Origin of the sequence: Amphibiibacter pelophylacis, from assembly GCF_037688875.1 — a bacterium.
Classification (GTDB): domain Bacteria; phylum Pseudomonadota; class Gammaproteobacteria; order Burkholderiales; family Burkholderiaceae_C; genus Amphibiibacter; species Amphibiibacter pelophylacis.
The window spans coordinates 15,066-41,971 of the sequence record NZ_JAWDIE010000024.1; the positions used below are offsets into that span (position 1 = coordinate 15,066).

At 66.9% G+C, this 26,906-nt stretch carries 21 protein-coding genes and 1 pseudogene; 14 read left to right on the top strand and 8 right to left on the bottom strand.

The window, feature by feature from the left end; all coding sequences use genetic code 11:
• Positions 1-145 precede the first annotated feature (145 nt).
• Positions 146-2,182 (top strand): FG-GAP and VCBS repeat-containing protein, encoded by a 2,037-nt coding sequence (locus RV045_RS12985; protein ID WP_423236217.1) that lies wholly within the window; start codon positions 146-148, stop codon positions 2,180-2,182.
• Between the two features lie 15 nt (positions 2,183-2,197).
• On the top strand, positions 2,198-4,222 hold the full coding sequence (locus RV045_RS12990) for an FG-GAP repeat domain-containing protein (protein ID WP_423236218.1): 2,025 nt from the start codon (positions 2,198-2,200) through the stop codon (positions 4,220-4,222).
• A gap of 131 nt (positions 4,223-4,353) precedes the next feature.
• On the opposite strand, the gene cydC is transcribed toward RV045_RS12990, so the two are convergent.
• The 5 genes and pseudogenes from cydC to argG form a co-directional block, all read right to left on the bottom strand.
• A complete protein-coding gene (gene cydC, locus RV045_RS12995; RefSeq protein ID WP_423236219.1) occupies positions 4,354-6,048 on the bottom strand; it encodes a thiol reductant ABC exporter subunit CydC in 1,695 nt (564 codons plus the stop codon).
• A complete protein-coding gene (gene cydD, locus RV045_RS13000) occupies positions 6,041-7,798 on the bottom strand; it encodes a thiol reductant ABC exporter subunit CydD (protein WP_423236220.1) in 1,758 nt (585 codons plus the stop codon). Before cydD ends, cydC begins: the two co-directional genes overlap by 8 nt.
• A 12-nt stretch (positions 7,799-7,810) precedes the next feature.
• Positions 7,811-8,287 carry a gamma subclass chorismate mutase AroQ gene (gene aroQ, locus RV045_RS13005; RefSeq protein WP_423236237.1) on the bottom strand — a complete coding sequence of 159 codons (477 nt, stop codon included), beginning with the start codon at positions 8,285-8,287 and terminating at the stop codon, positions 7,811-7,813.
• Positions 8,288-9,064, bottom strand: a pseudogene (locus tag RV045_RS13010) (transporter substrate-binding domain-containing protein); the annotation flags it as partial.
• Between the two features lie 2 nt (positions 9,065-9,066).
• Positions 9,067-10,413 carry an argininosuccinate synthase gene (gene argG, locus RV045_RS13015; protein ID WP_423236221.1) on the bottom strand — a complete coding sequence of 449 codons (1,347 nt, stop codon included), beginning with the start codon at positions 10,411-10,413 and terminating at the stop codon, positions 9,067-9,069.
• A gap of 212 nt (positions 10,414-10,625) precedes the next feature.
• On the opposite strand from argG, the gene RV045_RS13020 reads away from it, so the two are divergent.
• The 7 genes from RV045_RS13020 (at position 10,626) to ispF (ending at position 17,584) form a co-directional block, all read left to right on the top strand.
• On the top strand, positions 10,626-12,704 hold the full coding sequence (locus RV045_RS13020) for a TonB-dependent receptor plug domain-containing protein (protein WP_423236222.1): 2,079 nt from the start codon (positions 10,626-10,628) through the stop codon (positions 12,702-12,704).
• A 51-nt stretch (positions 12,705-12,755) separates the two neighbouring features.
• Positions 12,756-13,232, top strand: coding sequence for a YfiR family protein (locus RV045_RS13025; protein ID WP_423236223.1), 477 nt, complete (start codon positions 12,756-12,758; stop codon positions 13,230-13,232).
• On the top strand, positions 13,232-15,382 hold the full coding sequence (locus RV045_RS13030) for a putative bifunctional diguanylate cyclase/phosphodiesterase (protein ID WP_423236224.1): 2,151 nt from the start codon (positions 13,232-13,234) through the stop codon (positions 15,380-15,382). Before RV045_RS13025 ends, RV045_RS13030 begins: the two co-directional genes overlap by 1 nt.
• A 134-nt stretch (positions 15,383-15,516) precedes the next feature.
• Positions 15,517-15,696 (top strand): DUF3563 family protein, encoded by a 180-nt coding sequence (locus tag RV045_RS13035; RefSeq protein WP_423236225.1) that lies wholly within the window; start codon positions 15,517-15,519, stop codon positions 15,694-15,696.
• Between the two features lie 39 nt (positions 15,697-15,735).
• Positions 15,736-16,545 (top strand): glycerophosphodiester phosphodiesterase family protein, encoded by an 810-nt coding sequence (locus tag RV045_RS13040; RefSeq protein ID WP_423236226.1) that lies wholly within the window; start codon positions 15,736-15,738, stop codon positions 16,543-16,545.
• 26 nt (positions 16,546-16,571) lie between these two features.
• Positions 16,572-17,018, top strand: coding sequence for a DUF1841 family protein (locus RV045_RS13045; RefSeq protein ID WP_423236227.1), 447 nt, complete (start codon positions 16,572-16,574; stop codon positions 17,016-17,018).
• Positions 17,019-17,041: 23 nt separating this feature from the next.
• Positions 17,042-17,584 (top strand): 2-C-methyl-D-erythritol 2,4-cyclodiphosphate synthase, encoded by a 543-nt coding sequence (ispF, locus tag RV045_RS13050; RefSeq protein ID WP_423236228.1) that lies wholly within the window; start codon positions 17,042-17,044, stop codon positions 17,582-17,584.
• Positions 17,585-17,643: 59 nt separating this feature from the next.
• Here the strand turns inward: ispF and RV045_RS13055 are convergent, their stop codons facing one another.
• Entirely contained in the window at positions 17,644-18,309 is a 666-nt protein-coding gene (locus RV045_RS13055) for a GntR family transcriptional regulator (RefSeq protein ID WP_423236229.1), read from the bottom strand.
• 24 nt (positions 18,310-18,333) lie between these two features.
• Positions 18,334-19,269 (bottom strand): dihydrodipicolinate synthase family protein, encoded by a 936-nt coding sequence (locus RV045_RS13060; protein WP_423236230.1) that lies wholly within the window; start codon positions 19,267-19,269, stop codon positions 18,334-18,336.
• 72 nt (positions 19,270-19,341) lie between these two features.
• Between RV045_RS13060 and RV045_RS13065 the strand changes: the two genes are divergently transcribed.
• From RV045_RS13065 to RV045_RS13075, 3 genes are read left to right on the top strand one after another with little or no spacing between them, the layout of a single operon-like run.
• Positions 19,342-20,373, top strand: a complete 1,032-nt coding sequence (locus RV045_RS13065; protein ID WP_423236231.1) for a 4-hydroxyproline epimerase — start codon at positions 19,342-19,344, stop codon at positions 20,371-20,373.
• 3 nt (positions 20,374-20,376) lie between these two features.
• Entirely contained in the window at positions 20,377-21,669 is a 1,293-nt protein-coding gene (locus RV045_RS13070; protein ID WP_423236232.1) for an NAD(P)/FAD-dependent oxidoreductase, read from the top strand.
• Between the two features lie 53 nt (positions 21,670-21,722).
• Positions 21,723-22,883, top strand: coding sequence for a branched-chain amino acid ABC transporter substrate-binding protein (locus RV045_RS13075; protein WP_423236233.1), 1,161 nt, complete (start codon positions 21,723-21,725; stop codon positions 22,881-22,883).
• A gap of 24 nt (positions 22,884-22,907) precedes the next feature.
• On the opposite strand, the gene RV045_RS13080 is transcribed toward RV045_RS13075, so the two are convergent.
• Positions 22,908-24,200: an HD-GYP domain-containing protein gene (locus RV045_RS13080; RefSeq protein ID WP_423236234.1), complete on the bottom strand. Its 1,293-nt coding sequence runs from the start codon at positions 24,198-24,200 to the stop codon at positions 22,908-22,910.
• A gap of 281 nt (positions 24,201-24,481) precedes the next feature.
• Here RV045_RS13080 and RV045_RS13085 point away from each other — a divergent pair, with 281 nt between their 5' ends.
• Both RV045_RS13085 and RV045_RS13090 read left to right on the top strand, forming a co-directional pair.
• Complete coding sequence (locus tag RV045_RS13085; RefSeq protein WP_423236235.1) at positions 24,482-25,345, top strand: type I secretion C-terminal target domain-containing protein; 864 nt, start codon at positions 24,482-24,484, stop codon at positions 25,343-25,345.
• 238 nt (positions 25,346-25,583) lie between these two features.
• A partial coding sequence (locus RV045_RS13090; protein ID WP_423236236.1) for a VCBS domain-containing protein occupies positions 25,584-26,906 on the top strand: 1,323 nt, incomplete at its 3' end.

A 26,906-nucleotide genomic window follows, 5' to 3' on the forward strand; every position in this document is an offset into this window, starting at 1 on the left:
ATCCCGGTCCTTAGATCAGTGATTCGTGTTGTCTTTCTGCAACAGGTCTGCAGCCTGTGCAGTTTCAGCCAGCAGACAGAATTCTTACGTAAAGTATCTCTTGTCCCCAGGATTGGCCCGGGGCAAGCAGCACAAGGGTGACGACATGACGCAGATGCAGAATCAACCGGGCGCAGCCCGTCGCTGGCTGGGCCGCAGTGCCTTCCGGGCGAGACTTGTGGCCGTGATGGCCCTGAGCACCACGCTGTTCTCAGGGCTCGCCCACGCGGCGCTGCCCTGGAGCACGCCGTTTGACGCGCAGAAAGACGCGGCCGTGCTGATCGTGCTGGGTCAATCCAACGCCGAAGGCTGGACGACCAGCCTGACCCCCACTGAACTTGCCGCGCGCAGCAACCTGGCGAATGTTCACGGGCTGTCGCGCGCCGCCAACCTGAAGGTCAATGCGCAAAGCGTCACCTGGTCGCCCTACAGCGTCAAAGACAGCAATCTGGGGGACAACTACAACGGCGGCGCCACCATCAACCTGGCGGGCGAATTCGCCCAGCGCTGGCAGCAGGCCATCAACGACGGGCAGAAGCTGCCCGATCTGTATGTGGTCCACATTGCCTGGGGCGGGCAGGGTTTTGGTCCCCGCACGGGCACAGACAACCGCTGGAGCCCCAGTCGCAATCCAGCCGATGTGCAGAGCCTCTACCCGCTGGCCCGCCGCACGCTGGCGCTGGCCGCCAGCAACCTGATGCGTCAGGGCAAACGCGTGCGCGTCATTGGCCTGCACTGGAACCAGTGGGAAACCGACAACCAGGCCGGCTGGATGAATTCGGCGCAAGAGGCACAAAGTGGCTTTGCTGCTCAGCTCAACGGCATTGCTTCTGCGCTGGGGGAAGCGGATTTTCCGATCTACCTGTACCGTCCGCGCTCTACCATTTATAGCCGCAGGTTTTACGGCGGCAACCTCACCAAATTCAACTACATCGCTCAGGGCCTGACTCAGCTGGCCAGCTCGGGCAGCAAGTTCCGCCTGCTGGACGCCGCTGATGCGGTCAGCGCCTCTGGCGCCAGTCTCTTCAATCCCAGTGGCGCGGCCACGGGCGAGCGCTACGGTATTTTCCAGGGCGACACCGTGCACTACACGCCGGATGTGCAGCGCTGGTTCGCCCGCAAGCAATGGGATCTGGTCTTTACCTCGGGCGTGTATGGCGGCGAAGTGCGCTCGGTGGATGCCAGCCTGGTGCCCGCAGGCACGGTGCCATCGACCGGCTGCCTGAACCCGCTGGCGACCGGCAACGCCGACTTTGGCGGTGACTGCGCGCACGATCTGCTGTTCAGCAACGGCCAGGGTGGCTATGTGATCTGGCAGATGAAAAATGGTCGTATCCTGGCCAATTCCGGTTTGCTCTCGGCCACGCTGCCTTGGACGCCCATTGCCCAGCGCGATTTCAATGGCGATGGCCGCACCGATGTGCTGTGGTACCAGCCGGTTGAAGACCGTTACGTGCTCTGGACCATGGGGGCCAATGGCCGTGCGCAATCCGCTCAAGTGATGACAAAGCATGTACCGGGCTGGAAGGTCGTGGGCGTGGCTGATTTTGACGGCGATGGCAAGGCCGACCTGCTGTGGCACAACGCGGCCACTGGCCAGGCGCTGGTCTGGCTGATGAATGGCGCCAGTACCGCTCCCATGCAGGCGGCCCCGGCCCTGACGCTTCCTGCCGGTTATCAGGTCAAGGCCACGGCCGACTTCAAAGGCCTGGGCCGTGCGCAGGTGCTGCTGCACAACCCCACGACCGACGACTACCGCCTGTGGACCCTGACGGGCCGCGCCCTGACCGCTGAAGAAGCCCTGCCAAGTCACGAACCGGGCTGGTCGGTGTGGGCTACGGGCGATGTCAATGGTGACGGCAAGGCCGACATCCTGTGGTTCAACGCCGCCACGCGCGGCCGCGTGACCTGGCTGATGGACGGTGCGCGCAGGCTCGCAGGACAGGGCCAGAGCGTACTGCCTGCCGGGCAGCAGCAGCTTCAGGCGGCCGACGTCTCCGGCCAGGGCCGTGTCAGCATCCTGCTGCGCGACCCCCAGACCGGCGCGATGCAGATCGAAGACCCGGTATCGGGTGCGCTGACGCCCTTTGCCAGCCAGCCCTCACTGGGCTGGATGCCGGTGGCGGTGGACGCTCTGCACTGAAATAGAGACGACACCATGAAGCAGAAACAGAATCAGCCCGGCCCGGCCATCTCCTGGCTGGCCCGTATGGCCACCCGGATGGCTGTCGTGGCCCTGGCCCTCCCGGGGTTCACCGGGGTCGCGCAGGCGGCCTTGCCCTGGAGCACGCCCCTGGACCCGCAGCGCGACGCGGCCGTGCTGATCCTGCTGGGTCAATCCAATGCCGAAGGCGTGAAGACCAGTCTGAGCGCGGCCGAAGTGGCCGCGCGCAGCAACCTGGCGAACGTTCACGGGCTGTCGCGCGCCGCCAACCTGAAGGTCAATGCGCAAAGCGTCACGTGGTCGCCCTACAGCGTCAAAGACAGCAATCTGGGCAACAACTCCAGCGGGGGCGCCACCGTCAACGTGGCGGGCGAGTTCGCCCTGCGCTGGCAGCAGGCCATCAACGACGGCCAGAAACTGCCGGACCTGTACGTTGTCAATATCTCGTGGAGCGGCCAGGGCTTCGGCCCCGGCACCACCGGGTACGACCGCTGGAGCCCCAGCCGCAATCCGGCCGATGTTCAGAGCCTCTACCCGCTGGCCCGGCGCACGCTGGCGCTGGCCGCCAGTAACCTGTTGCGCCAGGACAAGCGCGTGCGCGTCATCGGCCTACACTGGAACCAGTGGGAGGCCGAAAACGTCGCGGGCTGGATGAACTCGGCGGCGGATGTGCAGGACGCCTTCGCTGCGGAGCTGAACGGCATCGCTTCGGCGCTGGGCGACGCCGATTTCCCGATCTACCTCTACCGCCCGCGATCCACCTCCCTGAGCCGCAACTACTACGGCGGGAACCCGGCCAAATACAACGCCATCGTCCAGGGCCTGACGCAGCTGGCCAGCTCGGGCGGCAAGTTCCGCCTGCTGGACGCCGCCGATGCGGTCAGCACCACGGGCGCGCGCCTCTTCAATCCCAGCAGTGCTGCCACCGGCGAGCGCTACGGTATTTTCCTGGACACCCTGCACTACACGCCAGAGGTGCAGCGCTGGTTCGCCAGAAAGCAGTGGGATCTGATGTTTACCTCCGGCGTTTACGGGGGCGAAGTGCGCTCGGTGGATCTCAGCCTGCTGCCGCCCGGCGCCGCTGCGTCCACGGGCTGCGCCAACCCGCAAGCGACGGGCAATGCCGACTTTGGCGGTGACTGCGCACACGATCTGTTCTTCAGCAACGGCCAGGGCCGCTACGTGATCTGGCAGATGCGTGAGGGCCGCATTCTGGCCAATTCCGGGGTGCTATCCGCCACGCTGCCCTGGACGCCTATTGCCCAGCGCGATTTCAACGGCGATGGCCGCACAGATGTGCTGTGGTACCAGCCGGTTGAAGACCGTTACGTGCTCTGGATCATGGGGGCCAATGGCCGTGCGCAATCTGTCCAGGTCGTGACTAAGCATGTCCCGGGCTGGAAGGTCGTGGGCGTGGCTGATTTTGACGGCGACGGCAAGTCCGACCTGCTGTGGCACCACGCGGCCTCGGGCCAGGCGCTGGTCTGGCTGATGAATGGCGCCAGCACTGCGCCCATGCAGGCGTCGTCGGGGATGCAGCTGCCCGCCGGGTATCAGGTCAAGGCCACGGCCGACTTCAAAGGCCTGGGCCGTGCGCAGGTGCTGCTGCACAACCCTTCGACCGACGACTACCGCCTGTGGACCCTGACGGGCCGCGCCCTGACCGCTGACGAAGCCGTGACGGATCACGAGCCGGGCTGGTCGGTGTGGGCCACGGGCGATGTCAATGGTGACGGCAAGGCCGACATCCTGTGGTTCAACGCCGCCACGCGCGGCCGGGTGACCTGGCTGATGGACGGTGCGCGCAGGCTCGCCGGACAGGGCCAGAGCGCGCTGCCCGCCGGACAGCAGCAGCTTCAGGCGGCCGACGTCTCCGGCCAGGGCCGTGTCAGCATCCTGCTGCGCGACCCTCAGACCGGCGCGATGCAGATCGAAGACCCGGTATCGGGTGCACTGACGCCCTTTGCCAGCCAGCCCTCACTGGGCTGGATGCCGGTGGCGGTGGATGGTCTGCGCTGATCCAGGCTGAGCGCCCAAAGGCGCTCAGGCCCGGCCTCACCAGCTTCTCGGCCAGTTCGCCGCCGCCGATCCCCCGCGGCTTCAGGAAGAGATCGGTGATGAACCCGCCAGGATGCGGGGGGTGAGCTGATTCATGCGGGGTCTCTGGCCAGATCCACCCGCTGCCCAAACAGCGCCCGGCCCTGCGGGCGGTGCGAAATCCAGATCAGCGTGCGGCCCACGTTCCAGGCGCAGATGCGCTCGGCCAGCAATTCGGCGGCGGCATCGTCCAGCCCTTCGGTGGGCTCGTCCAGAACGGTGATGGGCGCCTGGCGCAGCAGGGCGCGGGCCACGCCCAGGCGGCGCAACTGCCCGCCGGACAGGCTCTGGCCGCCTTCGTCGATCCAGGTGTCCAGGCCCTCGGGCCAGGCGGTGACGGTGTCGGCCAGGCCGACCAGCGCCAGCACCTGCAGCATCTGCTCGGGCGTCGCGTCTGGTACTGCGATGCGCAGGTTGTCGGCCAGCGTGCCCTGGCGTGCCCAGGCGAACTGGCTGGACACGGCCAGGGTGCGGCGCAAGGTGGCTTCGTCGAGATCGTCCAGCGCCGCGCCGCCCAGGTGGATCTGCCCCTGGGTTGGCCGCTCGAAGCGCGCCAGCAGCTGGACCAGCGACGATTTGCCGCAGCCGCTGGGCCCGCTCAGAAAGCAGTGCGCGCCGCTGGGCACCTGAAGCGTCAGGCCGCGCAGCACGGGTGTGTGCGCGTCCCAGGCGAAATCCAGACCGTGGATGTCAACGGTGCCGTCCACAGGCTGGGGCCCGCTGGCGGGCGGGATGACGTCGGGCGTTTGGCCGGTGATGTCGTCCAGGCGCTGGGCGGCGTGGGTCATGGCGGGCAGCTCGGCCAGGCCTGTGACCACGGGCGCGGCGATCTCGGCCAGGCCCAGCAGCAGCAGGACGATGGCCACCAGCAGCGGGCCATCGACCCGGCCGCCCCACAGCAGCAGCGTGGCCCAGGCCGCCAGGCCGCAGACGGCGATGGCCCCGGCGCGGGCGAAAGCCCCAAGGCGCTCGTGCTGCCACTGCGCGTGCAGTGCGGCGGTCGAGGCCGCCAGCGCGCGGTTGCGCGCCGCAGACCAGGCGCTGGCGTGAAAGGCCAGCACACCCGCGCCGTCGGCGGCGTCGATCAGGCGGCGGCGCAGCACGGCGCGGCGTGCCACCCAGGCGCGGCTGCTGGGCTGGCCCAGATGCCACAGCAGCGGCGCCAATGCCATCAGCAGCGCCAGCAGCGTCAAGGGCACGAGGGCGCCGCCGCCCGGCAGGGCCCAGCCCAGCACCAGTGCCAGCAGCAGCAGACCCAGCGTCAGGGCCAGCGCGGGCAGGGCCAGGCGCGGCAGCAGGCCGTCGAGCTGCTCGACATCGCGCATGAAGCGCTGCAGCAGATCGGCCCCGTGGTACACGCCGACCTGGCGCGGCGACAGCGGAAACAGCCGCGCCAGCAGCCACACGCGCACCCGCGCCAGCAGGCGGAAAGTGGCTTCGTGACTGACCACGCGCTCGGCCCAGCGACCGGCCGTGCGCGTCAGCGCCAGCCCGCGCACGCCCGCACCGGGGTAGAAAAAGTTGAAGGCCTGCGCGGTGGTCAGGCTCAGGCCCGCGACCGCTGCGGCGCTGAGAAACCAGCCCGACAGCGCCAGCAGCCCCACCGTGGCAACCAGCGTGACCAGGCCCAGCAGCAGGCTGAGCGCGTACCAGCCGCGCAGGCCCTGAATCAGGCGCAGATAGGGCCGCAGCACGGCCAGCGGGGCGGGGCTGCCGGTGGATTCGCTGGATTCGGTGCGCTCAGACATGGTGATCCTCGACGGCCAGGAGCTGACCGCCATGCAGGCGCAGCACGCGCTGAGCCAGCGCCAGGGGGGCGGGGCGGTGGCTGACGATCAGCGTGGTGCAGCCTTGGGCAAGCTGCTTCAGCCGCTCGATGACGAAGCTTTCTGCTTGCGCGTCCAGGCTGGCGGTGGGCTCGTCCAGCAGCAGCAGGCGCGGGCGGCGCAGCGCCAGACGGGCCAGCGCCAGGCGGCGCAACTGGCCCCCTGACAGCGGGCGTCCGGCTTCGCCCAGCAGCGTATCGAGCTGCTGCGGCAGGGCCTGCGCCCAGTCGCCCAGCCCGGCGAAATCCAGCGCCTGGCGCAGATCAGCGTCGGTCGCGGCGCTGCAGGCCGCACGCAGGTTGTCGGCCAGCGAGCCCGCCAGCAGCGGCGGGTGCTGATCCATCCAGCCGATCTGTTCGCGCCAGGCATGGCGGTCCAGCGTGGCGATGTCCTGGCCATCCACCCGGACCTGGCCCGCTGTCGGCGCCACAATGGCCGCCGCCAGGCGCAGCAGGCTGCTCTTGCCCTGGCCGCTTTCGCCCTGCAGGGCCACGCATTCGCCTGGCGCCAGGCTCAAAGTGCAGCCACTCAGCACTGGCACGCCGCTGCGGTAAGCCAGGCCGACGCCGTCAAAATCCAGGCGGGCCGGGCCGGGGTCTTGCAGCCGGACGTGGCCCACGGGCGTGGGAGCTGTGTCTGTGGTGGCATCAGAGCCGGTCAGGCCCAGCACCTCGCGCAGCGAGAGTGCCGCCGCGATGGCTTCGGCGCGGGCGTGGTAATGCGTGCCCAGTTCGCGCAGGGGCTGGTAAAACTCGGGCGCCAGAAGCAGGATGAAAAGCGCGGTGTAGAGATTGGCCGCGCCGCCGTAAAAGCCGAAGTTCAGGTACTGCAGCAGGCTGAAGCCCAGGAACACCGCCGTGAGCGCGATGGCCACCGAGGTGAAAAACTCCAGCACCGTTCCCGACAGAAAGGCCAGGCGCAGCACGCGCATGGTGCGCAGGCGGAAGGCCTCGCCGAGGTGGTCCATGTCCTGCAGGCTGCGCTCGCGGGCGTCAAACAGGCGCAGCGTGGGCAGGCCACGCACCAGATCCAGAAAAGTGCCGCCCAGGCGCTGCATGGCCTGCATCTGGCGCGTCTGCTCCGAGCGCGTGCCCAGGCCCACCAGCATCATGAAAAAGGGAATCAGCGGCGCTGTGCCCAGCAGGATGAGCGCCGCCATCCAGCTGAAGGGCAGAACGGCCAGGAGAATCATCACCGGAACCAGCGCCGCCAGCCGCTGCTGCGGCAGGTAGCGTGCGAAATAGCCGTTGACCGCATCGACCTGGTCGGTGACGACGCTGCTCAGCGCCCCGGTGGCCATGTGGCTGCTCCACAGCGGCCCGCCATCGCGGGCGGCGTCCAGCAGACGTTCGCGCAGCGCCTGACGGGCCGACTGCCCGGCGCGCAGGCCCAGCGATTCGCGCGCCAGCCCCAAAGCCGCGCGCAGCACGATCAGCACCGGGATCAGCGCGAGCACCCCCGCCGGCACCCCTTCCAGGCTGCGCGCCATGACGGCCGCCGTCAGCCCCTGCGCCAGAGCGGCCATCAGCGCGATCATCACCAGCGCCTGCGCCGCGCCGCACAGCACCGCACCCGTCACCAGCCGCTTTGCGGCGCGGCCATGGGTCTTCAGCCAGGCCAGGGTCTGGGCGTCGCTGAGGGTGGGCAGCGGATCGGGGGCGGGGGTGGTCATGTCGCGATGGCGTCAGCGGCTCAGATGCGCGGTGGCGATCTGGCCCGCCTGCCCCCAGCGCGGCAATAGCTGCGCCTTCAAGGCCACCTGGAGCTGGCTGGCGTCGGGTGCGGGCGCCTGATCCACCCGGGCCAGGGCCTGCAGCAGGAGCTGGTTGATGGCGTCCAGGCGCGGGCGCACATCGGTTTTCAGATCCTGCACCAGCGTGAAGGGCGGCTGGCTCTGGGCCTGCCACTGGGCGATGCGTTCGCGCTCCAGTGTTTTGGCCGCTTCGATCTGGTCCTCGAAGAAGCGCTGTACGCGCTCGGGCGCCAGCTTCAGGCGGGCTGCGTCGGCCTGCAGGCTGGCCAGCATACTGCGTTCGCGCTCTGCGTCTTCGATGGCGCCGTGGCTGTTCCATTTGCTGCGCGCGACGTCTTCGATCACCTTCAGCCGCTCGTTGACCAGAGCCACCAGCTGCTGCAGATCGCCCTGCGGCGCCCGCTGCAGCCAAGGCCAGTCGACCCAGCGCGCCTGCATGGTTTTCAGGCTGCCGGTAGCGATCTGCAGGTGCAGCCACTGGTCGACGTAATTCTTCCAGCGCCAGTCGTTGGGCAGCACGTAGGCTTTTTCCGAGTAATCGAAAGGCCGGTCCGGGTGGATGGCGCACAGCTCGGGGTGCAGCTTTTCCTGCAGCCGGGTTTCGATGGCGTCGGTGACCATCAGGTCGGCCTTGCCATCCACGATCTGGGTGAAGATGCTGACGTTATCGGGGTAAACGGTCAGGCTGGCCTGCGGCAGATTGGCCCGGGCGAACTTCTCGTTGGTCCCGCCTGGATTGACGATCAGCCGTGTGGACGGCTGGTTGATCTGTGCCAGCGTCTGGAAACGCTCCTTGCTGCTGCACAGCGTGATCGGCGTCTTGCCATCGACCAGATAGGGCAGCGAGAACTGCGCCTGACGCTGGCGCGCCAGGTTGATCGAGACCCCACCCATACCGATGTCAAAGCGCCCGGCCTGCAGATCGGGCATCAGCTTGCCCCAGGTGGTGGGGACCAGTTCGAGCCGCACGCCCAGCGACTGCGCCAGATCGGCCGCCAGATCGATGTCCATGCCCTCGAAGCGCTGCGTCACCGGATTGCTGAAGCTGAAGGGCTTGTAATCGCCCGTCGTACCCACCCGCAGCACGCCGCGCGCGACGACATCGTCCAGCACGTCGGCCTGCGCAAGGGCCGGAAGCAGCAGGGCCAGCGCCAGTGCGCCGGCCAGGGAAGTGCGGCGGATCATGATCAATCCCTCGGGTACTCAGTCGCCAGCCGCAGCATGTCCATGCCATCGACGCTGTGGCCCAGCAGGCCGCCGCGCGCGTAGACGCCCAGCTTGCTGCGGGTGTCGGTGATGTCCAGGTTGCGCATGGTGAGCTGGCCGATGCGGTCCAGCGGGCTGAAAGGCGCGTCTTCGACCTTCTCCATGGACAGGCGCTCGGGGGCGTAGGTCAGGTTGGCCGATTCGGTGTTCAGGATGGAGTAGTCGTTGCCGCGACGCAGCTCCAGCGTCACCTCGCCGGTGATGGCGCGCGCCACCCAGCGCTGGGCGGTTTCGCGCAGCATGATGGCCTGCGGGTCGAACCAGCGGCCCTGGTAGAGCAGGCGGCCCAGCTTCAGGCCGTTCATGCGGTACTGCTCGATGGTGTCTTCGTTGTGGATGCCGGTGACCAGGCGCTCGTAGGCGATGTGCAGCAGCGCCATGCCCGGGGCTTCGTAGATGCCGCGGCTTTTGGCTTCGATGATGCGGTTTTCAATCTGGTCGCTCATGCCCAGGCCATGGCGGCCGCCGATTTCGTTGGCCTTCAGGAAAAGATCGACCAGCGAATCAAAGCTCTGGCCGTTCAGCGCGACGGGCTGGCCGTCCTCGAAACGCACGGTGACTTCTTCGGCCTTGACCTCGACCTCGGGCTTCCAGAACGCCACGCCCATGATGGGGTTGACGATGCGGATGCCGCTGGACAGCTCTTCCAGATCCTTGGCCTCGTGCGTGGCGCCCAGCATGTTGCTGTCGGTGGAGTAGGCCTTTTCGGCGCTCATCTTGTAGCCGTGGCCGTGCGCGGTCATGAAGGCCGACATTTCGGCGCGGCCGCCCAGCTCGTCGATGAAGGTCTGGTCCAGCCAGGGTTTGTAGATTTTCAGCGCCGGGTTGGTCAGCAGGCCGTAGCGGTAAAAGCGCTCGATGTCGTTGCCCTTGAAGGTGCTGCCGTCGCCCCAGATGTGAACGTCGTCTTCCTTCATGGCGGCGACCAGCATGGTGCCGGTCACGGCGCGGCCCAGCGGCGTGGTGTTGAAGTAGGTGATGCCGCCGGTGGAAATGTGGAAGGCCCCGGCCTGCAGCGCGGCGATGCCTTCGTTCGCCAGCTGCGCGCGGCAGTCGATCAGGCGGGCCTTGACGGCGCCGTATTCCATGGCCTTGCGCGGAATGGCGTCGTAATCGCTCTCGTCGGGCTGGCCCAGGTTGGCCGTGTAGGCGTAGGGCAGGGCGCCTTTCTGGTGCATCCACAGCAGGGCGGCGCTGGTGTCCAGACCGCCGGAGAACGCGATGCCGACCTTCTGGCCAGCGGGGAGGTGTTGCAGGATGGTGGCCATGATTGCCTTGTCGCGGCGCGGGGCCGCAGGTGGGGTGAAAAGGGGGGATGAGTCAGATGCCGATGGCAGGATTTTAGCGGCTTGGGCACAGGGTGCCGCTGCGCGACAAAACCCGGCGAAAACGCGCAAAAGTTCACAAATGAGCGGGCCGCAGTCATCCTGGGATGAATAAAGTCGCGGGACTTGCGTCAACAACTTTGAGGAGTTCCCCCATGACCCAGACCCGATCCAGGCGGCCGCGCGTCTGTGGCCGGACCGGCGTTCTGGGCGACTGCGCGCTGACCGTGCTGGGGGCGCTGTTTTTTTCGGCAACCGCGCAGGCCAGCGAGAGCGAGCTGCTGTCGCTGTCGCTGGAAGATCTGCTGAATGTGCCGATCAGCACGGCCTCGACCTACAGCCAGAGCCAGGCCAGCGCGCCCGCCAACGTCATCGTGCTGACGGCGCAGGACATTCGCCGTTATGGCTGGAAGGACCTGGCCGACGCGCTGCGCACGGTGCCGGGCTTTCAGGCGACCAGCGACAGGCGCTACCAGTACCTGGGCATTCGGGGGATGATGCCGCCCAAGGATGTGAACAGCCGGGTGCTGATCCTGATCAACGGGCAGCGCGTCAACGAAAACATTTACGGCAGCGCCGTGCTGGGTGGCGCCTTCCCGCTGGATCTGGCGCTGGTGGATCGCATCGAGATCATCCCCGGATCGGGCTCGGCCATCTACGGCGGCAACGCCATGTTTGGCATCGTCAACCTCATCACGCGCACGGGCCGTGATTTCAGCGGCGGTGAAGCCGAAGTGACATTGGGCACGCATGGTCGCAAATCGCTGCGACTGAGTGGCGGGCAGGCCAGCGGGGACACTGAGTGGGTGCTGTCGGCCAGCGGCCTGCACGATCGGGGGGGCTCGTACTGGCTGCGCGATTTCCGCCCGGATTCCATGACCCCCGCCGCCAGCGACGCCGAGAACTGGAAGCGGCTTTTCGGCCAGTGGTCGCAGGGCGGCTGGACGGCACAGCTGATTCATGGCAACCGTCTGAAGCACGTTCCGACAGGGCCAGACAGCAGCATCACGGGCGATCCCTACAACCGCGACCGCGACATTTACACCTTGGGCCAGCTCCAGTACGAGCGCCCTCTTGACAACGGATGGATGACCAGCCGCCTGTTCCTGGGCCAGTTTGATTTCAGCAACGGGCGCCGGGACAGCTTCTATCCGATGCTGACCGAGGCTGTTTTGGGCCGCAGGGTGGACAAGTACGTGGACAGTGAGGCTTCTGGGCGCTGGTGGGGTGGTGATCACCGGGTGCTGTATACCGGGTTCGCGCACCACAGCCTGCTGATGGGCGTGGAGTTCCAGGCCGATACCCGCCAGAGCTTCAGGATGAGGGACACCCTGGCAGCCCGGGGAATCCCGATTGCGGACGAAGAATCGACGGACGCGACCCAGGGCAAACGCGTTGGGCTGTACGCGCAGGACGAATGGAAAATCAGCGAGCGCTTCAGTGTGACGCTGGGCGGGCGCGTGGACCGCTACATGGCCGGCGACAGCCGTGACGCCACGGGTTTCAGCCCCCGCCTGTCGGCGGTTTATGCCTACAGCACGGCCCAGACCTTCAAGCTGATTTACGGCACCGCCTACCGGCCAGCGAGTCCGACTGAGGTGAAATACAATCCCGTCCGGCCAGAGCGTGTGCGCAACCTGGAAGCGCTGTGGCAGCATCGCTACAGCCCGTCGGCCCAGGGCAGCCTGAGCCTCTATCACGACGTGCTCAGCCACCCGATCGAGCCTGACCCGTCGTTCGATCTGGTGGCCAAGGCGGGGGAGGATCCGAGCCTGAACGGCGCCCCGGTCCGTGTCACGGGCCTAGAGTACAGCCTGCTCTACAACCTGCCGCGCCGCATCGACGCCCGGCTGAGCTACACCTGGAACCGCGTCCGCCAGGCCGGGCAGGCGCCCGACCGCGCGCCCGCGCAGGCGCTCAAGGCCAACCTGTGGGTGCCTTTCATGGAGCGCTGGTGGTTCTCAGCTGAAGCCCAGGCGGTCAGCGCCAGCCGCGCAGGCCAGGGCACAGATCGTGTCGCCGGACACGCGATTGCCAACCTGGGGCTGGGCTACACCCATCCGGGGCTGGGCCTGACCGTGCAGGCGCTGCTGGCCAACGCCTTCGATCAGCGCTACAACGACCCTTTGTCACGACCCACATCGCAGGTTGTGGGCCCGGAAAACTCCGTGACGCGCACCCAGCTGCCCCAGGACGGCCGAACCTGGTCCCTCCGTCTCACCAAGACCTTCTGAATGCCCACCCCCCGACACGCATGGCTCACCCTGTTGACCGGATGCCTGGCCTTGCTGGCCCCGGCCGCGGCGGCCGAGCACGCGCCCGAGGTGGTCAGCGCCTATGTGCTCAATGTGGCGCGTTTCGTGTCCTGGCCAGATACCACTTTCGCCACCGATCCGAAGCTGCGCCTGTGCTACTACGGCCGCAGAAGCGATCTGGGCAGCGCCCTGGCGAAGCTGGACGGCCAGAATGTTAACGGGCGCAGCGTCCAGGTGCTCAGCACCACGCGCGCCGACCGGCTGGCGGCCTGCCACGTCGTGGTAGTTCCGCAGACGACGGATCTTGATCCGGTCACGCCCGCCAGCGCGCCTTACGCCGTCGTCATCAGCGAGGACGACAAGGGCGATGCCAGCCCCGCCATCGTGCTGACGCGCGATGAGCGCGGCCTGCGCTTTCGCCTCGATCTGGACGCCCTGCGCGAGCGCGGTCTGCGCATTTCGGCCAACGTGATCCGCCTGGCCCTGTCCGTGAAAGGTCGTCAGTGATGGCCGCCTGGACCCTGTTCAGACGATTCGCGCCCAAAGCGTTATCGGCGCCTGGTACGCCGGGCCTGCCTGCGTGGCCGGGGCTGCAGCGCGCCAGCATCCGGCGCAAGCTGTGGCTGCTTAGCGTGCTGACTGTGTCGCTGACGGCGCTGATCTCCATGGTGCTGGTCATCGCCCTGACCTGGACCCAGCGCCTGCAGGAAGCCCGCGAGGGCTACCAGCTCAAGGGCCGCATCGTGGCCGACAATGTGGTGCCCGCCGTGGTCTTCAACGATCCGCAGACCGCCAGCGAGATCCTGCGCACCTTCGTCAACGACCCCACCGTGCTGCGCGCTGCGCTGATCCTGCCCGGCGGGCAGGGATTTGCGCAGTACAGCCGCAGCCCGGTGCAGACGACCGGCGCCGATCTGTCGCCCGGCGACAGCCAGACCCTGCGCATCCCGGTGATGCAAAGCCAGACCGTGGTCGCCACGCTGCTGCTGGATTACGACCGCGCGGCGCTCTACCGCGGGCTGTGGATCAGCATCGGCGCTCTGGCGCTGGCGACGCTGCTCTCGCTGGCCGTCAGCCTGTACGCGGCGCGCCGACTGCACCGCATGATCCAGGATCCGCTGCACGACCTGTCGGCGGTCATGAAACGCATCTCGCAGGGCGGCGATTATTCGATGCGTGCGCCGACCGACGTGGCGCCCGAAATCACCGAGATGTCGCGCAGCTTCAACCTGATGATCGAGCAGATCGAGCAGCGCCGCCAGGCGCTGGAGGCCGAACTGGCCGAGCGCAAGCGCATGGAAAGGCAGCTCGAGCATCTGGCCCTGCACGACACGCTGACCCAGCTGCCCAACCGCAACAACCTGTTCATCCGGCTGGACCAGCTCATCGCCACGGCGCGGCGCTCGCACACGCAGGTGGCGGTGTTCTTCATTGATCTGGACCGCTTCAAGCAGATCAACGACACCCTGGGCCACAACGTGGGCGACGTGGTGCTGCGCGAAACCGCAGCGCGCCTGCTGGCGCTGACCCGCGCGTCCGACGTGCTGGCGCGCATCGGCGGTGACGAGTTCGTCATTGCCATGCCGGACGCTTCGCTGGCGAGCGCGGCGCTGGTGGCGGGCAAGATCATCGACTGCCTGAGCCAGGACATGGTCCACGACGGCAAGGCCCTGACCGTGACGCCCAGCATCGGCATCAGCCTCTTCCCGGACGACAGCGCCAGCATCGTGGACCTGCTCAAGCACGCCGACATGGCCATGTACCACGCCAAGACCAGCGGGCGCAACGGCTTCCGATTCTTCAGCGCCGACCTGCGCGACAGCATGGTGCGCAAGGTGGACATCGAGATGCACCTGCGCGACGCCATCCGCAACCGCGAACTCTTCATGGTTTACCAGCCCAAGTTCGATTTTGCGGGCAACCGCCTGGCCAGCTTCGAGGCGCTGATCCGCTGGCGTCACCCCACCCAGGGCCTGATCCCGCCGGGCGATTTCATCCCGGTGGCCGAGGAAACCGGCCTCATCGTCGAGATCGGCGAATGGGTGCTGCACGAGGTGGCGCGCCAGTCGCACCTCTGGGAGCGCGATTTCGGCCTGAAGGTGCCCGTGGCGGTCAACGTCTCGTCGCGCCAGCTGCGCGATGGCCGTCTGGAGGAAATCATGGCCAGCGCCATCGAATCGACCCAGGCCAGCCGCGACTGCCTGGAGCTGGAAATCACCGAATCGGCCTTCATGGAAGACCCCGAGGGCATCGCGCCCGCGCTCAAGCGCCTGCAGGAGCAGGGCACGAAAATCAGCATCGACGATTTCGGCACGGGCTATTCGTCGCTGAGCTATCTCAAAAAGCTGCCGCTGAACTACCTCAAGCTCGACCAGACCTTTGTGCGCGACATCGAGCGCGACCCTAACGACGCGGCCATCTGCCACGCCACCATTTCGCTGGCGCACAGCCTGGGGCTGGAAGTGATCGCCGAAGGCATCGAAACGCCCAGCCAGTTCGAGTACCTCAGCCGCCTGGGCTGCGACATTGGCCAGGGCTATTACTACTCGCGCCCCGTCGAAGCCCACGAGTGCAGCCAGTGGCTGGACACCCGCGCCGGGCAGGAGCGCGACGATGCTGAACTGGCCCGCCGGACTCTGGCCGGGGACAGGGCCTGAGACAGAGCGGGTCAGACCGCATCTCCCACCAAAACCCAGGGTTATCCCTGGGCCCTTCGGCAAGGATTAAGGGTTAACCCTAGTATTCGCTCATCGCGCTGATTTTCAGCGCCCGAATCACCTGGAGTTCCCTCATGTCTTCCCTGAAAAAAATCCTGCGCAACCTCGTGCCTTCCTTCCCTTCGCAGCGCGAGCGTGACGAGGCCTGGCTGAACGAATCGTCTGATCTGTACGAGCTGGAAGCCCGCATGGCTGTGCTGGACCGCCGGGGCCGCCAGGCCCAGCTGAACAGCGGCGCCACGATCGCTTACTGAGCGCTTTGACGGCCTGCGGGCCGGGTTAGACTGACGGCCATGAACGCTGATCAATCCCACCCGCCCGCCTGGATCTGCCCGGCCTGGATCGCCCACCGGGGCGCGGGCCAACTGGCTCCCGAAAACACCCGCGCCGCTTTCGAGCGCGGCGCCGCGCGCGGCTACACCGCCTTCGAGTGCGATGTGAAGCTCAGCCGCGACGGGGTGCTTTTCCTGCTGCACGACGACGACCTGCTGCGCACCACCAATGGCCAAGGCCAGGCCGCAGACTACGACTGGGCCGATCTGTCAAAGCTGGACGCAGGCGCCTGGCACAGCGCGGCCCATGCGGGCGAACCGCTGATGCGCCTGGACACGCTGCTGGCCCTGGCGGATGAGCGTGGCTGGTGGCTGAACCTGGAGATCAAGCCCAATCCCGGCGAGGCGGTGAAAACCGCGCTGGCGCTGGCCCAGGCGCTGCGTCACCACGGCGGGCCGCTGCTGCAGCGGGTGCTGCTGAGCTCTTTCGAGTACGAATCCATCCGCGCGCTGCGTCAGCTTCCGGCCACTTCGGCCGGGGGCGAAACCGGCTGGCCCTGCGCGCTGCTGTGGGACGGCGAAAACCTGCCCGGCCTGCGGCCTGACGCCAGTGGCGCGGCCGGCCTGATCGAGCTGGCCCACCCGATGCGCTGCGTGGCCGTCGTGCTGGATCACAACCTGATCCAGCCCGACACCGCCGCGCTGGCCCACCGCCGGGGCCTGCGCCTGCTGGCCTACACCGTCAACGACCCGGATCGCGCGGCGCTGCTGCGCCGTCAGGGGCTGGATGGCGTCATCACCGACGCGGTTGACGTGTTTGCTCCGGCCTGATCCCTGATTACATTCCCTTTGCTGCCATGTTCACGCCCAGCCAGCACGATGTGCGCCGTTTTTTCTGCACCGTGGCGCGCAAAAGCCGCAGCAGCGAGCCGCTGACGCCGCTGGAAGCCCAGGCGCTGGACTGGGTCACGCTGCACCCCGAATACGCGGATGACCTGGCCGACGAGGCGCAGGCGCTGCAGCGCGACTACCCGGTCGAGGGCGGGCGCACCAACCCCTTCCTGCACCTGTCCATGCACCTGAGCATCGCCGAGCAGTGCGCCATCAACCAGCCCAGCGGCATCCGCCAGGCGGTTGAGCTGCTGGCCGCCCGACGCGGCAACCTGCACGAGGCGCATCACGAGGTGATGGAATGCCTGGGCGAGATGATCTGGACCTCGCAGCGCAGCGGCCTGCCGCCCGACGGCCACGCCTACCTGGACGCCGTGCGCCGCCGCGCCACGGCCGACAGCCGTTCCACCTGACCCCGGTCTGATCCGATTCCGTCATGCCTGATTCCACCCGTTCCTCTGCCAGCTCATCCGCTCCCGCCGCTTTCACCCTGCCGCCGCTGCGCGTGGGCGAGGGCTGGGACACGCACGCCCTGGTCGAAGGGCGGCCGCTGGTCCTGGGCGGCATCACCGTGCCGCACAGCCACGGGCTGCTGGGCCATTCGGACGCCGATGCGCTGCTGCACGCCATCACCGACGCGCTGCTGGGCGCGGCGGCGCTGGGCGACATCGGGCGGCATTTCCCCGACACGGCGGCCGAGTTCGCCGGGGCCGATTCGGCCGTGCTGCTGGCCGAGGCCGTGCGCCGCGTGCGCGCGGCGGGCTGGGAGGTCGTCAACATCGACAGCACCATCGTGGCGCAGGCGCCGAAAATGGCGCCGCACATTGATGCCATGCGCGAGCGCATTGCGCAGGTGCTGGGGGTGGACACGGGCCGCATCAACGTCAAGGCCAAGACAGCCGAGAAGCTGGGCCCGGTCGGCGAGAAAAAATCCATTGAGACCCGCGCCGTCTGCCTGCTGGTGGCGCGGCCGGTGTGATGTCGCTCTGATTCCGCCCTGACTCCGCTCTGATTCCGCTGCTTCAGACCGGACCGGATTTAAGCGGTCTGTGCCCCGCTGCGGCTGGCCTGCAGCGCGGCCACGGCGGCCTCGATGTGCTGGCGCACAAATGACGCGGCCTTGAGTGCGCGTCCCTCGCGGCACAGCCGCAGCAGTTCGGTGTGTTCGGCGTGCGCCCGCTCGCGGTAGCGCGCCACCAGAATCTGCGTGCGCGTGTAGCGCCCGGTGCGCGCCAGCAGCGAATCGACCAGCGCCAGGCTGTGCGGGCGCCCGGCGGGGCGGTACAGCGCCAGGTGAAAAGCCGCGTTGAGCGTGTCCCACTGCCCGACATCCTCGCCCTGCAGCGCCTGGCCGAAACGGTCCAGCACCGCCTGCGCGGTGTCGTGATCCTGCGCGGTCTGGCGCGGCACGGCGCGGGCGATCAGGTCGGATTCGATCAGGGCGCGCAGCTCGATCAGCTCCAGCACCTCGTCCAGCGAGAAGGGCGTGATGACCGCGCCCCGGTGCGGCAGGTTCTGCACCAGGCCTTCGGCTTCGAGGCGGTTGAGCGCCTCGCGCAGCGGCACGCGGCTCACACCCAGCTCGGCGGCGAGCTGCTCCTGGCGCAGCGGCGTGCCCTCGGGCCAGTCGCCCGCCAGGATGCGGCGGCGCAGCGTCTGCACCGCCGCTTCGGTGAGCGTCAGGCGGGGCAGGGCGGCGCTCATGGCATCGGCCTCACCGACAGTGGCTTACAGCGCGGGCAGGGTGGGGCGACAGGCCTGCGCGTCGCGGATGATTTTTTCCACCTGCGCTTTCTCGTCGCCAGCAAGCTGCAGACGCGGCGCACGCACCACGCCGTTGCCCAGGCCCTCCAGCACTTCGGCCCGTTTGATGTTCTGCACCAGTTTGGTCGACACATCCAGGCGCAGCAGCGGCTGGAACCAGCGGTAGATGTCACGCGCTTCCTCGAAACGCCCCGCCTGCCACAGGCGGTAGACGGCCACCGTTTCGCGCGGGAAGGCGGTCACCAGACCCGCCACCCAGCCGGTGGCGCCCATGTGCAGGGCCTCCAGCGCCAGGTCGTCCACGCCGCAGAAAATGCCGTAGCGCTCGCCGCAGGCGTTGATGACCTGCGTGACGCGGCGTACGTCGCCGGTCGATTCCTTGATGGCGACAAAGTGTGCGTCGTCGGCCAGCTCGATCAGCATGTCGGGCGTGATGTCCACCGTGTAGGCCAGCGGGTTGATGTAGATCATGATCGGCAGGTCGCTGGCGGCGGACACGGCGCGGTAGTGCGCCAGCGTCTCGGCGCGGTCGGACACGTATCGCATGCCCGGCAGCACCATCAGGCCTTGGGCTCCGTGCTCCTGCGCCAGCTTCGCCAGGCGGCAGGCCTGCGCCGTGCTGCCTTCGGCGACCGTGAGCAGCACGGGCACGCGCCCGGCGGCTGCGGCCAGGCCGATGTCCAGCAGCTGCAGTTTCTCGTCAAATTCGAGCGTGGAGTTCTCGCCCAGCGAGCCGCACAGGATGATGCCCTGCGCGCCGCAATCGATCTGGTGCTGGATCTGGCGCGTGTTGGCCGCCGCGTCGATCGCGCCGCTGGCGTCGAACTGGGTGGTCATGGCGGGGAAAACGCCCTGCCAGGGGCAGGGGCTGTGTCGGGAAGCGGTCTGTGTCGATGTCATGGTTGTCTCCTCAAAAAAGGTGTTCTGGATTGTATACAATATTCATTCCGAGTCCAGACAAGGATCTGCACCATGAGCGCGCGCACCGACATTCCCGTGTTTGACTGCATCGACGGCCACACCTGCGGCAACCCGGTGCGCCTGGTGGTCAGCGGCCATCCGCCGCTGCAGGGCGTCACGCAGAGCGAGCGCCGCCAGCACTTCATGGCCGAGTTTGATGCCATCCGCACCGGGCTGATGTACGAGCCACGCGGCCACGCGCAGATGTCGGGCGCCTTTCTCTACCCCAGCACGCGGCCGGACTGCGATGTGGCGGTGCTCTATATTGAAACCAGCGGCTGCCTGCCCATGTGCGGCCACGGCACCATCGGCGTCGTCACTTTCGCCATCGAGCGCGGTCTGGTCACGCCGCAGACGCCGGGCCTGATGCGCCTGGACACCCCCGCCGGCCGCGTGGACGCACACTACACGCTGGCACCCGGCAGCACGCCGCTGGCGCCGCGCGTGGCGCATGTGCGGCTGATCAACGTACCGTCCTTTCTGTATGCGCAGGATGTGGCCGTGCAGGTGCCGGGTCTGGGCGAACTGGTGGTGGACATTGCCTACGGGGGCAACTTTTACCCGATCGTCGAGACGCAGGCGGCCTTTCGCGACATGGCCGATTTCACGCCGGGGCAGCTTGTCACGTTGGGCCGGGCGCTGCGCGACGCGGTCAATGAACAGATCACCTGCATCCACCCGCTGGACGACAGCATCCGGGGCGTGCGTCATGTGCAGTGGACGGGCGCGCCGCGCCAGCCGGGCTCGCACGGTCGCAACGCGGTGCTGTATGGCCACAGCGCCCTGGACCGTTCGCCCTGCGGCACAGGCACCTCGGCGCGCCTAGCGCAGCGCTGGGCGCGCGGCCTGCTGCAGCCGGGCGACGAATATGTTCACGAATCCATCATCGGCAGCCAGTTTGTCGGCCGCATCGAAGCGCTGACACAGGTCGGCGCGCTGCCTGCCATCGTGCCGTCCATCCAGGGCTGGGCGGTCATCACCGGCACCAGCCGCATCACGCTGGATCCGCGCGATCCTTTTGTCCACGGTTTCGAGCTGGGGTGAGGCATGGCTGAACACATTGCCATCGTCGGCGCGGGCGTCATTGGCATCGCCTGCGCGCTGCAGTTGCGCCGCGCGGGTTTTGAGGTGACGGTGATCGACCCCGAAGTGCCGGGGGCGAACACGTCTTACGGCAACGCGGGCGCCATCGCCATTGCCGAAGTGTTGCCGCTGTCCACGCCGGACACCTGGAAGCGGGTGCCGAAAATGCTGCTCGACCCGCTGGGGCCGCTGGCCATCCAGTGGCGCTGCCTGCCGCGCCTGACGCCCTGGCTGCTGCGCTACCTGCTGGCCGGGCGGCCGCAGCGCGTGGCCGAGCTGTCGCAGGCATTGGCCGACCTGCTGGGCCAGGCGCGCGCCGACACCCAGGCCATGGCCGAAGCGGCGGGCGTCAGCCACCTGCTGCGCCACCACGGCGGCGTGGTGCTGTACGGCAGCGCCGCTGAAGCGCAGCGCGACGCCCCGGCCTGGGACCGTCGCCGCGAGCTGGGCGTCGAGAGCCAGCCCTGGTCCCCGGACCAGATGGCGCAGGCGCTGCCCATGGTTGACCCGGCCCTGAGCCACGGTCTTTTTGTGCCGCAGTGGTCGCATGTGGATGACCCCTGGCTGTACACGCGCGGCCTCTATGCAGCGGCGCAGGCCTTGGGCGTGCGCTTCGAGCAGGGTCTGGTCACCGGCTTTGCACCCAACGGCGAAACGCTGTCGGTACGCAGCGCGGTGCGCGGTGTGCAGTTGCGCAGCCAGGTCTGGATCGCCGCCGATCAGGTGCTGCTGGCTGCCGGGGCCTGGGCGGGCACGCTGGCCCGCCAGCTGGGCTGCCGCCTGCCACTGGAAAGCGAACGCGGTTACCACGTCGATCTACCCCACGCGGGCGTCGAGTTGCCGCATTTTCTGCAGTCGCACGCGGGCAGCTTCGTCATCTTGCCCAAGCGCGGCGATGGCCCGGGCGCCCTGCGTCTGGCGGGCACTGTTGAACTGGCCAGCCTGAGTGCGCCGCCCAACTGGGCCCGCGCGCGGGTGCTGATCGAGCAGGCGCAGCGGCTTTTCCCCGCGCTGCGCCAGCCGCAGGCGGTGGCGGGCGCCCGATTCTGGATGGGTCACCGGCCCTCGCTGCCCGACACGCTGCCGGTGGTTGGCACCGTGCCGCGCCACCCCAATGTGCATCTGGCGCTGGGCCATGGTCACCTGGGCCTGACGCTGGCCGCCACCACGGCGCGTATGATCGAAACACAGATACAGGGGCGACCGCCGCTGCCCGGTCAGCCGGCCTGCAGGCCCGGACGCTTTTCGGGGCTGTGACCGCAGTGCTGAAGCCCCGGCCTGAATTTTTTTGCAACGAAGAAGGAGACATCATGACAAAAACCCCGAAACACACCCGCACCGCCCTGCGCGCCACGGCGCTGGCGGCTGCCGGTCTGCTGGCCGCCCTGGTCAGCGCACCCGCCCTGGCCGACCAGACGGTCGTCATCGGTCTGTCCAGCCCGCTGTCGGGCGGCCAGGCCGATTTCGGCGGCGACAACCGCGATGGCGCCCAGATGGCCGTGGACGCGCTCAACGCCAAAGGCATCAGCGTGGGCGGGCAGACCATCAAGTTCAAACTGCAGGCTGAAGACGATTCAGCCGATCCCAAACAGGGCGTGGCGGTGGCGCAGAAACTGGTCGACGAAAAAGTCGGCTACGTGGTCGGCCCCTACAACTCGGGCGTGACCATCCCCGCGACCAAGGTCTACCGGCAGGGTGGGGCGGTGGTGGCCACCGTGTCGACCAATCCGGAAGTCACGGCTTCGGGCTACGACCGCATTTTCCGCACCACGCCCAGCGACAGCCAGATCGGCGCGCGCATGGCCGAATTCGCCGCGGCTGATCTCAAAATCAAGCGCGTCGCCGTGATCGACGACCGCACGAGTTATGGCCAGGGCATCGCAGGCGTGTTCGCCGAGGCGGCCAAAAAGCTCGGCATCCAGGTGGTCAGCACGCAGTACACCAACGACAAGGCCACCGATTTCACGGGCATTGTCACCTCGCTGCGCGGCGCCAAACCCGATGCGGTGTTTTATGGCGGCTATTCGGCGCAGGCCGGCCCCATGCTGCGCCAGATGAAAATGCTGGGTCTGGGCAGCGTGAAAATGCTGGGCGGCGACGCCATCTGCTCGACGCAGACATCTGACCTCGCGCAGGGCGCCATCTCGGACGCGGTTTACTGCGGTCAGGGTGGCACCATGCTGGACAAGGCCACTGCGGGCCAGTCCTTCATCGCGCAGTACAAGGCGCGCTACAAGCGCGATCCGCTGACCTATGCGGTGACCTTTTACGACTCGGTGATGATGTTCGCCAACGCCATGCAAAAGGCGGGTTCGACCGACCCGGCCAAGGTCGCCGCCTGGATCCACGCCAACCCCTACGCCGGAATCGCTGGCGAATACGCTTTCGATGCCAAAGGCAACCAGAACAAGGCCGGCATCACGGTCTACCAGTTCAAGGGTGCGGCGCCGGTGGCGATCAAGTCCATGTAATGGCCTCCCCGACGCGCGTGGTGCTCAGCCGCGCGCGTCGGGCGTTTTCGAGAGCAGCTCCAGAAACGGCTCGAACAGCTTCTGGTGCATGGGGGGCATCGGGGCCAGATCCAGCGAGACCGAGCGGGCCAGATAGCGCAGCCGCCAGATGATCTCGCGCGTGGTCATGTCCATCTCCAGCAGCATGCGCGTGTCGTGCCCTTCCAGGATCTGCTCGAACAGCATCACCGGATCGCTCATGCCCGTGGCATTCAGGGTGCTGTTCAGGCGCTGCAGACGCGCCCGGATGTGCGCCAGCAGGTCCGCGTTGACCGGATTTTCGCGAATGTCCTCCACCAGACGCTCGGCGTTGGCCATCAGGGTGGTCAGCGCCTTGAGCTTGGGCATCAGCTTCATGGGGTCGACATTGTCGGGGGCGGTGTTCTGCACATCGATGTGCGTCAGAAATGGCGTGAGCAGGCTGGCGACCCCATTGGCGAACTCGTCGCGCTCGAAGTGCAGGGCCATGTAGGCCCGTCGGCCGCTGTTGCCGCCGCTGCCCAGCACGCCGATCAGCGCTTCTGAAATTGCCAGAATGCTGCCCAGCTGCGACAGCGATGAGGTCTTGTGCGGGTAGCCACCGCCGTTGCTGCGTTCGTGATGCTCGGCCACGGCCTGGGTCACATCGGCGGGCAGCAGGGCGAAATCGGTCAGGATGTTGCGCGAGATCAGCGGGTGCAGCACCATCTGGCCCCAGCGCTCCAGCGTCAGCTCGCCCTTGCCACCGGCCGGGTCCGGCGCGATGTACAGATCGCCGATGTCGTGGAACATGGCTGCCGCGACGACCTTGCGCAGTTCAGTTTCAGGCAGTTTGGCCTGCATCGCGGTCATGCAGCTCATGGCGGCCACACCAATGTGGTGGTTGAGCGCGCCTTTGTGGGTCACGTCCAGGCAGGTCAGCAGCCACTCCAAGGTGGGATTAAGACGCAGCTCGCCGATCAGGGTGATGACGTCGTGGCGCATTTCCTGCGTGGGCAGCAGACGCTGCATCAGCTCATCCTGATCGATGTGGCTGCGCGCCCTTTCGCGCAGGCTGCTGTACAGGCCATTGCGCACGCGCAGGCAGCGCTCGAGTGGGTGATACAGCTCGCGGCCCTTGAAGCTGGCAGCCAGCTGCGAGGTCAGGCGCCTGCCGCGCTGCAGCAGCAGATGGCCCTTGGGATCGAAAACGTCTTCTTCGATCAAAACTTCACTGCTTTCGCAGAACACAGTCAGGTGCTGGAGCACGGCGCTGTGCCGGTCCGGATGATCCAGGGCGGCAAGTTCGGAAAATGGCATGAGCTTCCCCAATATTTTTGGCCCATTTTCTGTTCCGGCACGTGAGCCGATCGCCTGAATAAACCTTTTGCAGCCGGGTATTTGATGCGTTGCAGCGTGGCGGCTGGCGCCATGTGCGCAGAGTGTCACACCTGTGTCAAAAAAGAGTAGCAACAGGTTACGGATTTCACGGCTTTCGGGCACAATCGCGACGCTTGACCGTGCTGTGTGCAGCGTTGCACTTTGCGTTGGTCGTGCCGACACTACAGAAATCATCAGGGCCACGGCCCCAGGAGTCCATCATGGGATTGTCATTGCAGGCGCTGTCGTCGCGCTCTCCGTTTGCCGAGGTGGTGGGCGGACCGGATGGCAGCCACACCGTTTTCCATCTTTACGGCACCGATGTCTTCCTGCCCGATGGCGGGCATGTCTGGAGCCGTAACGCACTGTTTGACATTCACAGCGCCCAGGGCCCACTGGCCAGCTCCAAATCGCGGGTCGATCTGGAGCTGCAGCTGCGCGACGACCTTGGCGTGGTCCACGCCCTGTCCTGGACGCTGGATGTGTCGCGTCCCGAACAGGTCGCGCTGCCGGATGTGAGCGCCGCAGCCGCTGGCCCGGAGGCCACGCCGCTGCTCTCGCCGCTGGCCGATGACAGCCTGCCTGCCATGCCCCTGGCCGAGCCGCCTGCCACGCACGCCGACCACGCCCTGCTGCCCGTTTTTGCCGATGATGGCCAAGCCTGGCTGCCCGCCAGCGAGCGCCTCGATTCCTTTTACGCCGATTCGGCTTTCCTGCCCGACGTGTTCTCCTGGGGACTGCACGACCTGGGCGCGCCGGGTGCGCCGGCCGTCAGCGTGATCAGCGATTTCAACCCTGCGGCGCGTCAGGAAGGCGGCGACGTGCTGGAGTTCTCCGACCTGCTGCCCGGCGTGGGCGTCTCGGAACTGAGCGCTTACCTGCACTTTGAAAGCCGCGATGGCGGCAGCGTCATTCATGTCAGCCGCAGCGGTGCCTTTGCCGCTGGCGATGCCACCACCAGCCATCCCGCCGAGCTGAGCATTGTTCTGCCGCACGTGGACCTGACCCATGGTCAGGGCCTGAGCGACCAGCAGATCATTCAGGAGCTGTTCCGGTTCGGCAAACTGGTGACTGAACACACCTGACACACCGCCCAGTTCAGGCCCGAACCGGGCGTGGCTCTGATGCAACAAGCCTGCGGACTCTCTGGGTGTTCGCGGTGCTTTTTCACAGACGCTCACCATCTGGACAGGGCCTGACACAGAATGCCGAGACTTCGCTGTTCTGCCGTTACATTCCAGAACTGTCGAAAAAATTTACGTTGTAACTTTGCGCTGCTCGATACAATGCAGCAAATCTATTCCCTGCCCCTTAGGAGCTTCCATGGCTGCCATTCTGTCCAACGTCATTTCCAACTCTCCCGATGCATCGGTCGTCCGCAATCCGGATGGCTCTTTCACCGTAACTCATGCTTACGGCACGGACACTTTCAGCCCCAGCGGCGCCCAGGCTTTCACGCGCAATCCCCTGTTTGTGGCCTTGCCCTACAGCGAGTATGTGCAGACTTCCTACCCCTTCACCTTCGTGTTCCGCGACTCGCTGTCGGGTCAGCAGAAGCTGATCAACTGGACAATCAACATCAAGGGTGAGGATGATGCACCGGTTATTTCCGGCGTGACCACCGGCAATGTGGTGGAAGACGGCACGCTGATCGCCAGCGGCACCATCGTGGTCAATGATCCGGACCGCCTGAATGGCGTGGCTTATCAGAGCGGCACGCAGGCGGCCACCGTGGCGGGCCAGTACGGTTCGCTGACCATCACGGCCAGCGGGCAGTGGGTCTACTCGCTCGACAACAGGAACGCTGCTGTGCAGGCCCTGCCGGCCGGCGCCACCATGACCGACACGATCAAGGTCACCGCCCTGGATGGCAAGACGCAGATTCCGGTCATGGTCACCATCACCGGTGTCAATGATGTCGCCACGGTGACCAGCGCAACGGCCAGTCTGGTTGAAAAGGGCACGCCAGACACTGCCAGCGGCAAACTGGTCGTCACCGATGTGGATACGGGCGAAGCCATTCTGGGCAAGCTCAATGGCACGGCTTTCACCGGCTCGACCACACTCAAGGGCACTTACGGCACGTTGACCCTGGCCGCCGACGGCGCCTGGTCTTACAAACTCGACAACAGCGCCAGTGCAACCATCGCACTCAAGGGCGGTCAGCAGGTTACTGAGTCGTTCACCGTAACCAGCAAGGATGGCACGGGCACGGGCGCTATCACCATCAATGTCACCGGCACCAATGATGCGCCTGTCATTTCTGGCGCCGCTGCTGGGGCCGTCACCGAAAATAACGGCACCGGTCCTGTTACGACCACGGGCACACTGGTTATCACCGATCCTGACGCGGGCGAGTCCGGTACGCAGGCGGGCAATTACAACGGCACCTATGGCAAGCTCACGCTGGACGCGACGGGCCACTGGACGTACACCCTGACGCAGTCGCCGGACATCATCGCGCTGCTGACCGGCGACAAGAAGACGGATGTCATCAACGTCAAAACCACCGACGGCACTGTGGTGCCGGTGACCGTCACCATCAACGGTCTGAGCAGTCAGCTCAACATCAGCGCCGGCACGGGCAATGTGGCGGAAGACTCCGTCGCGACCGCCACGGGCACCCTGACGGGCAACACCGCCACC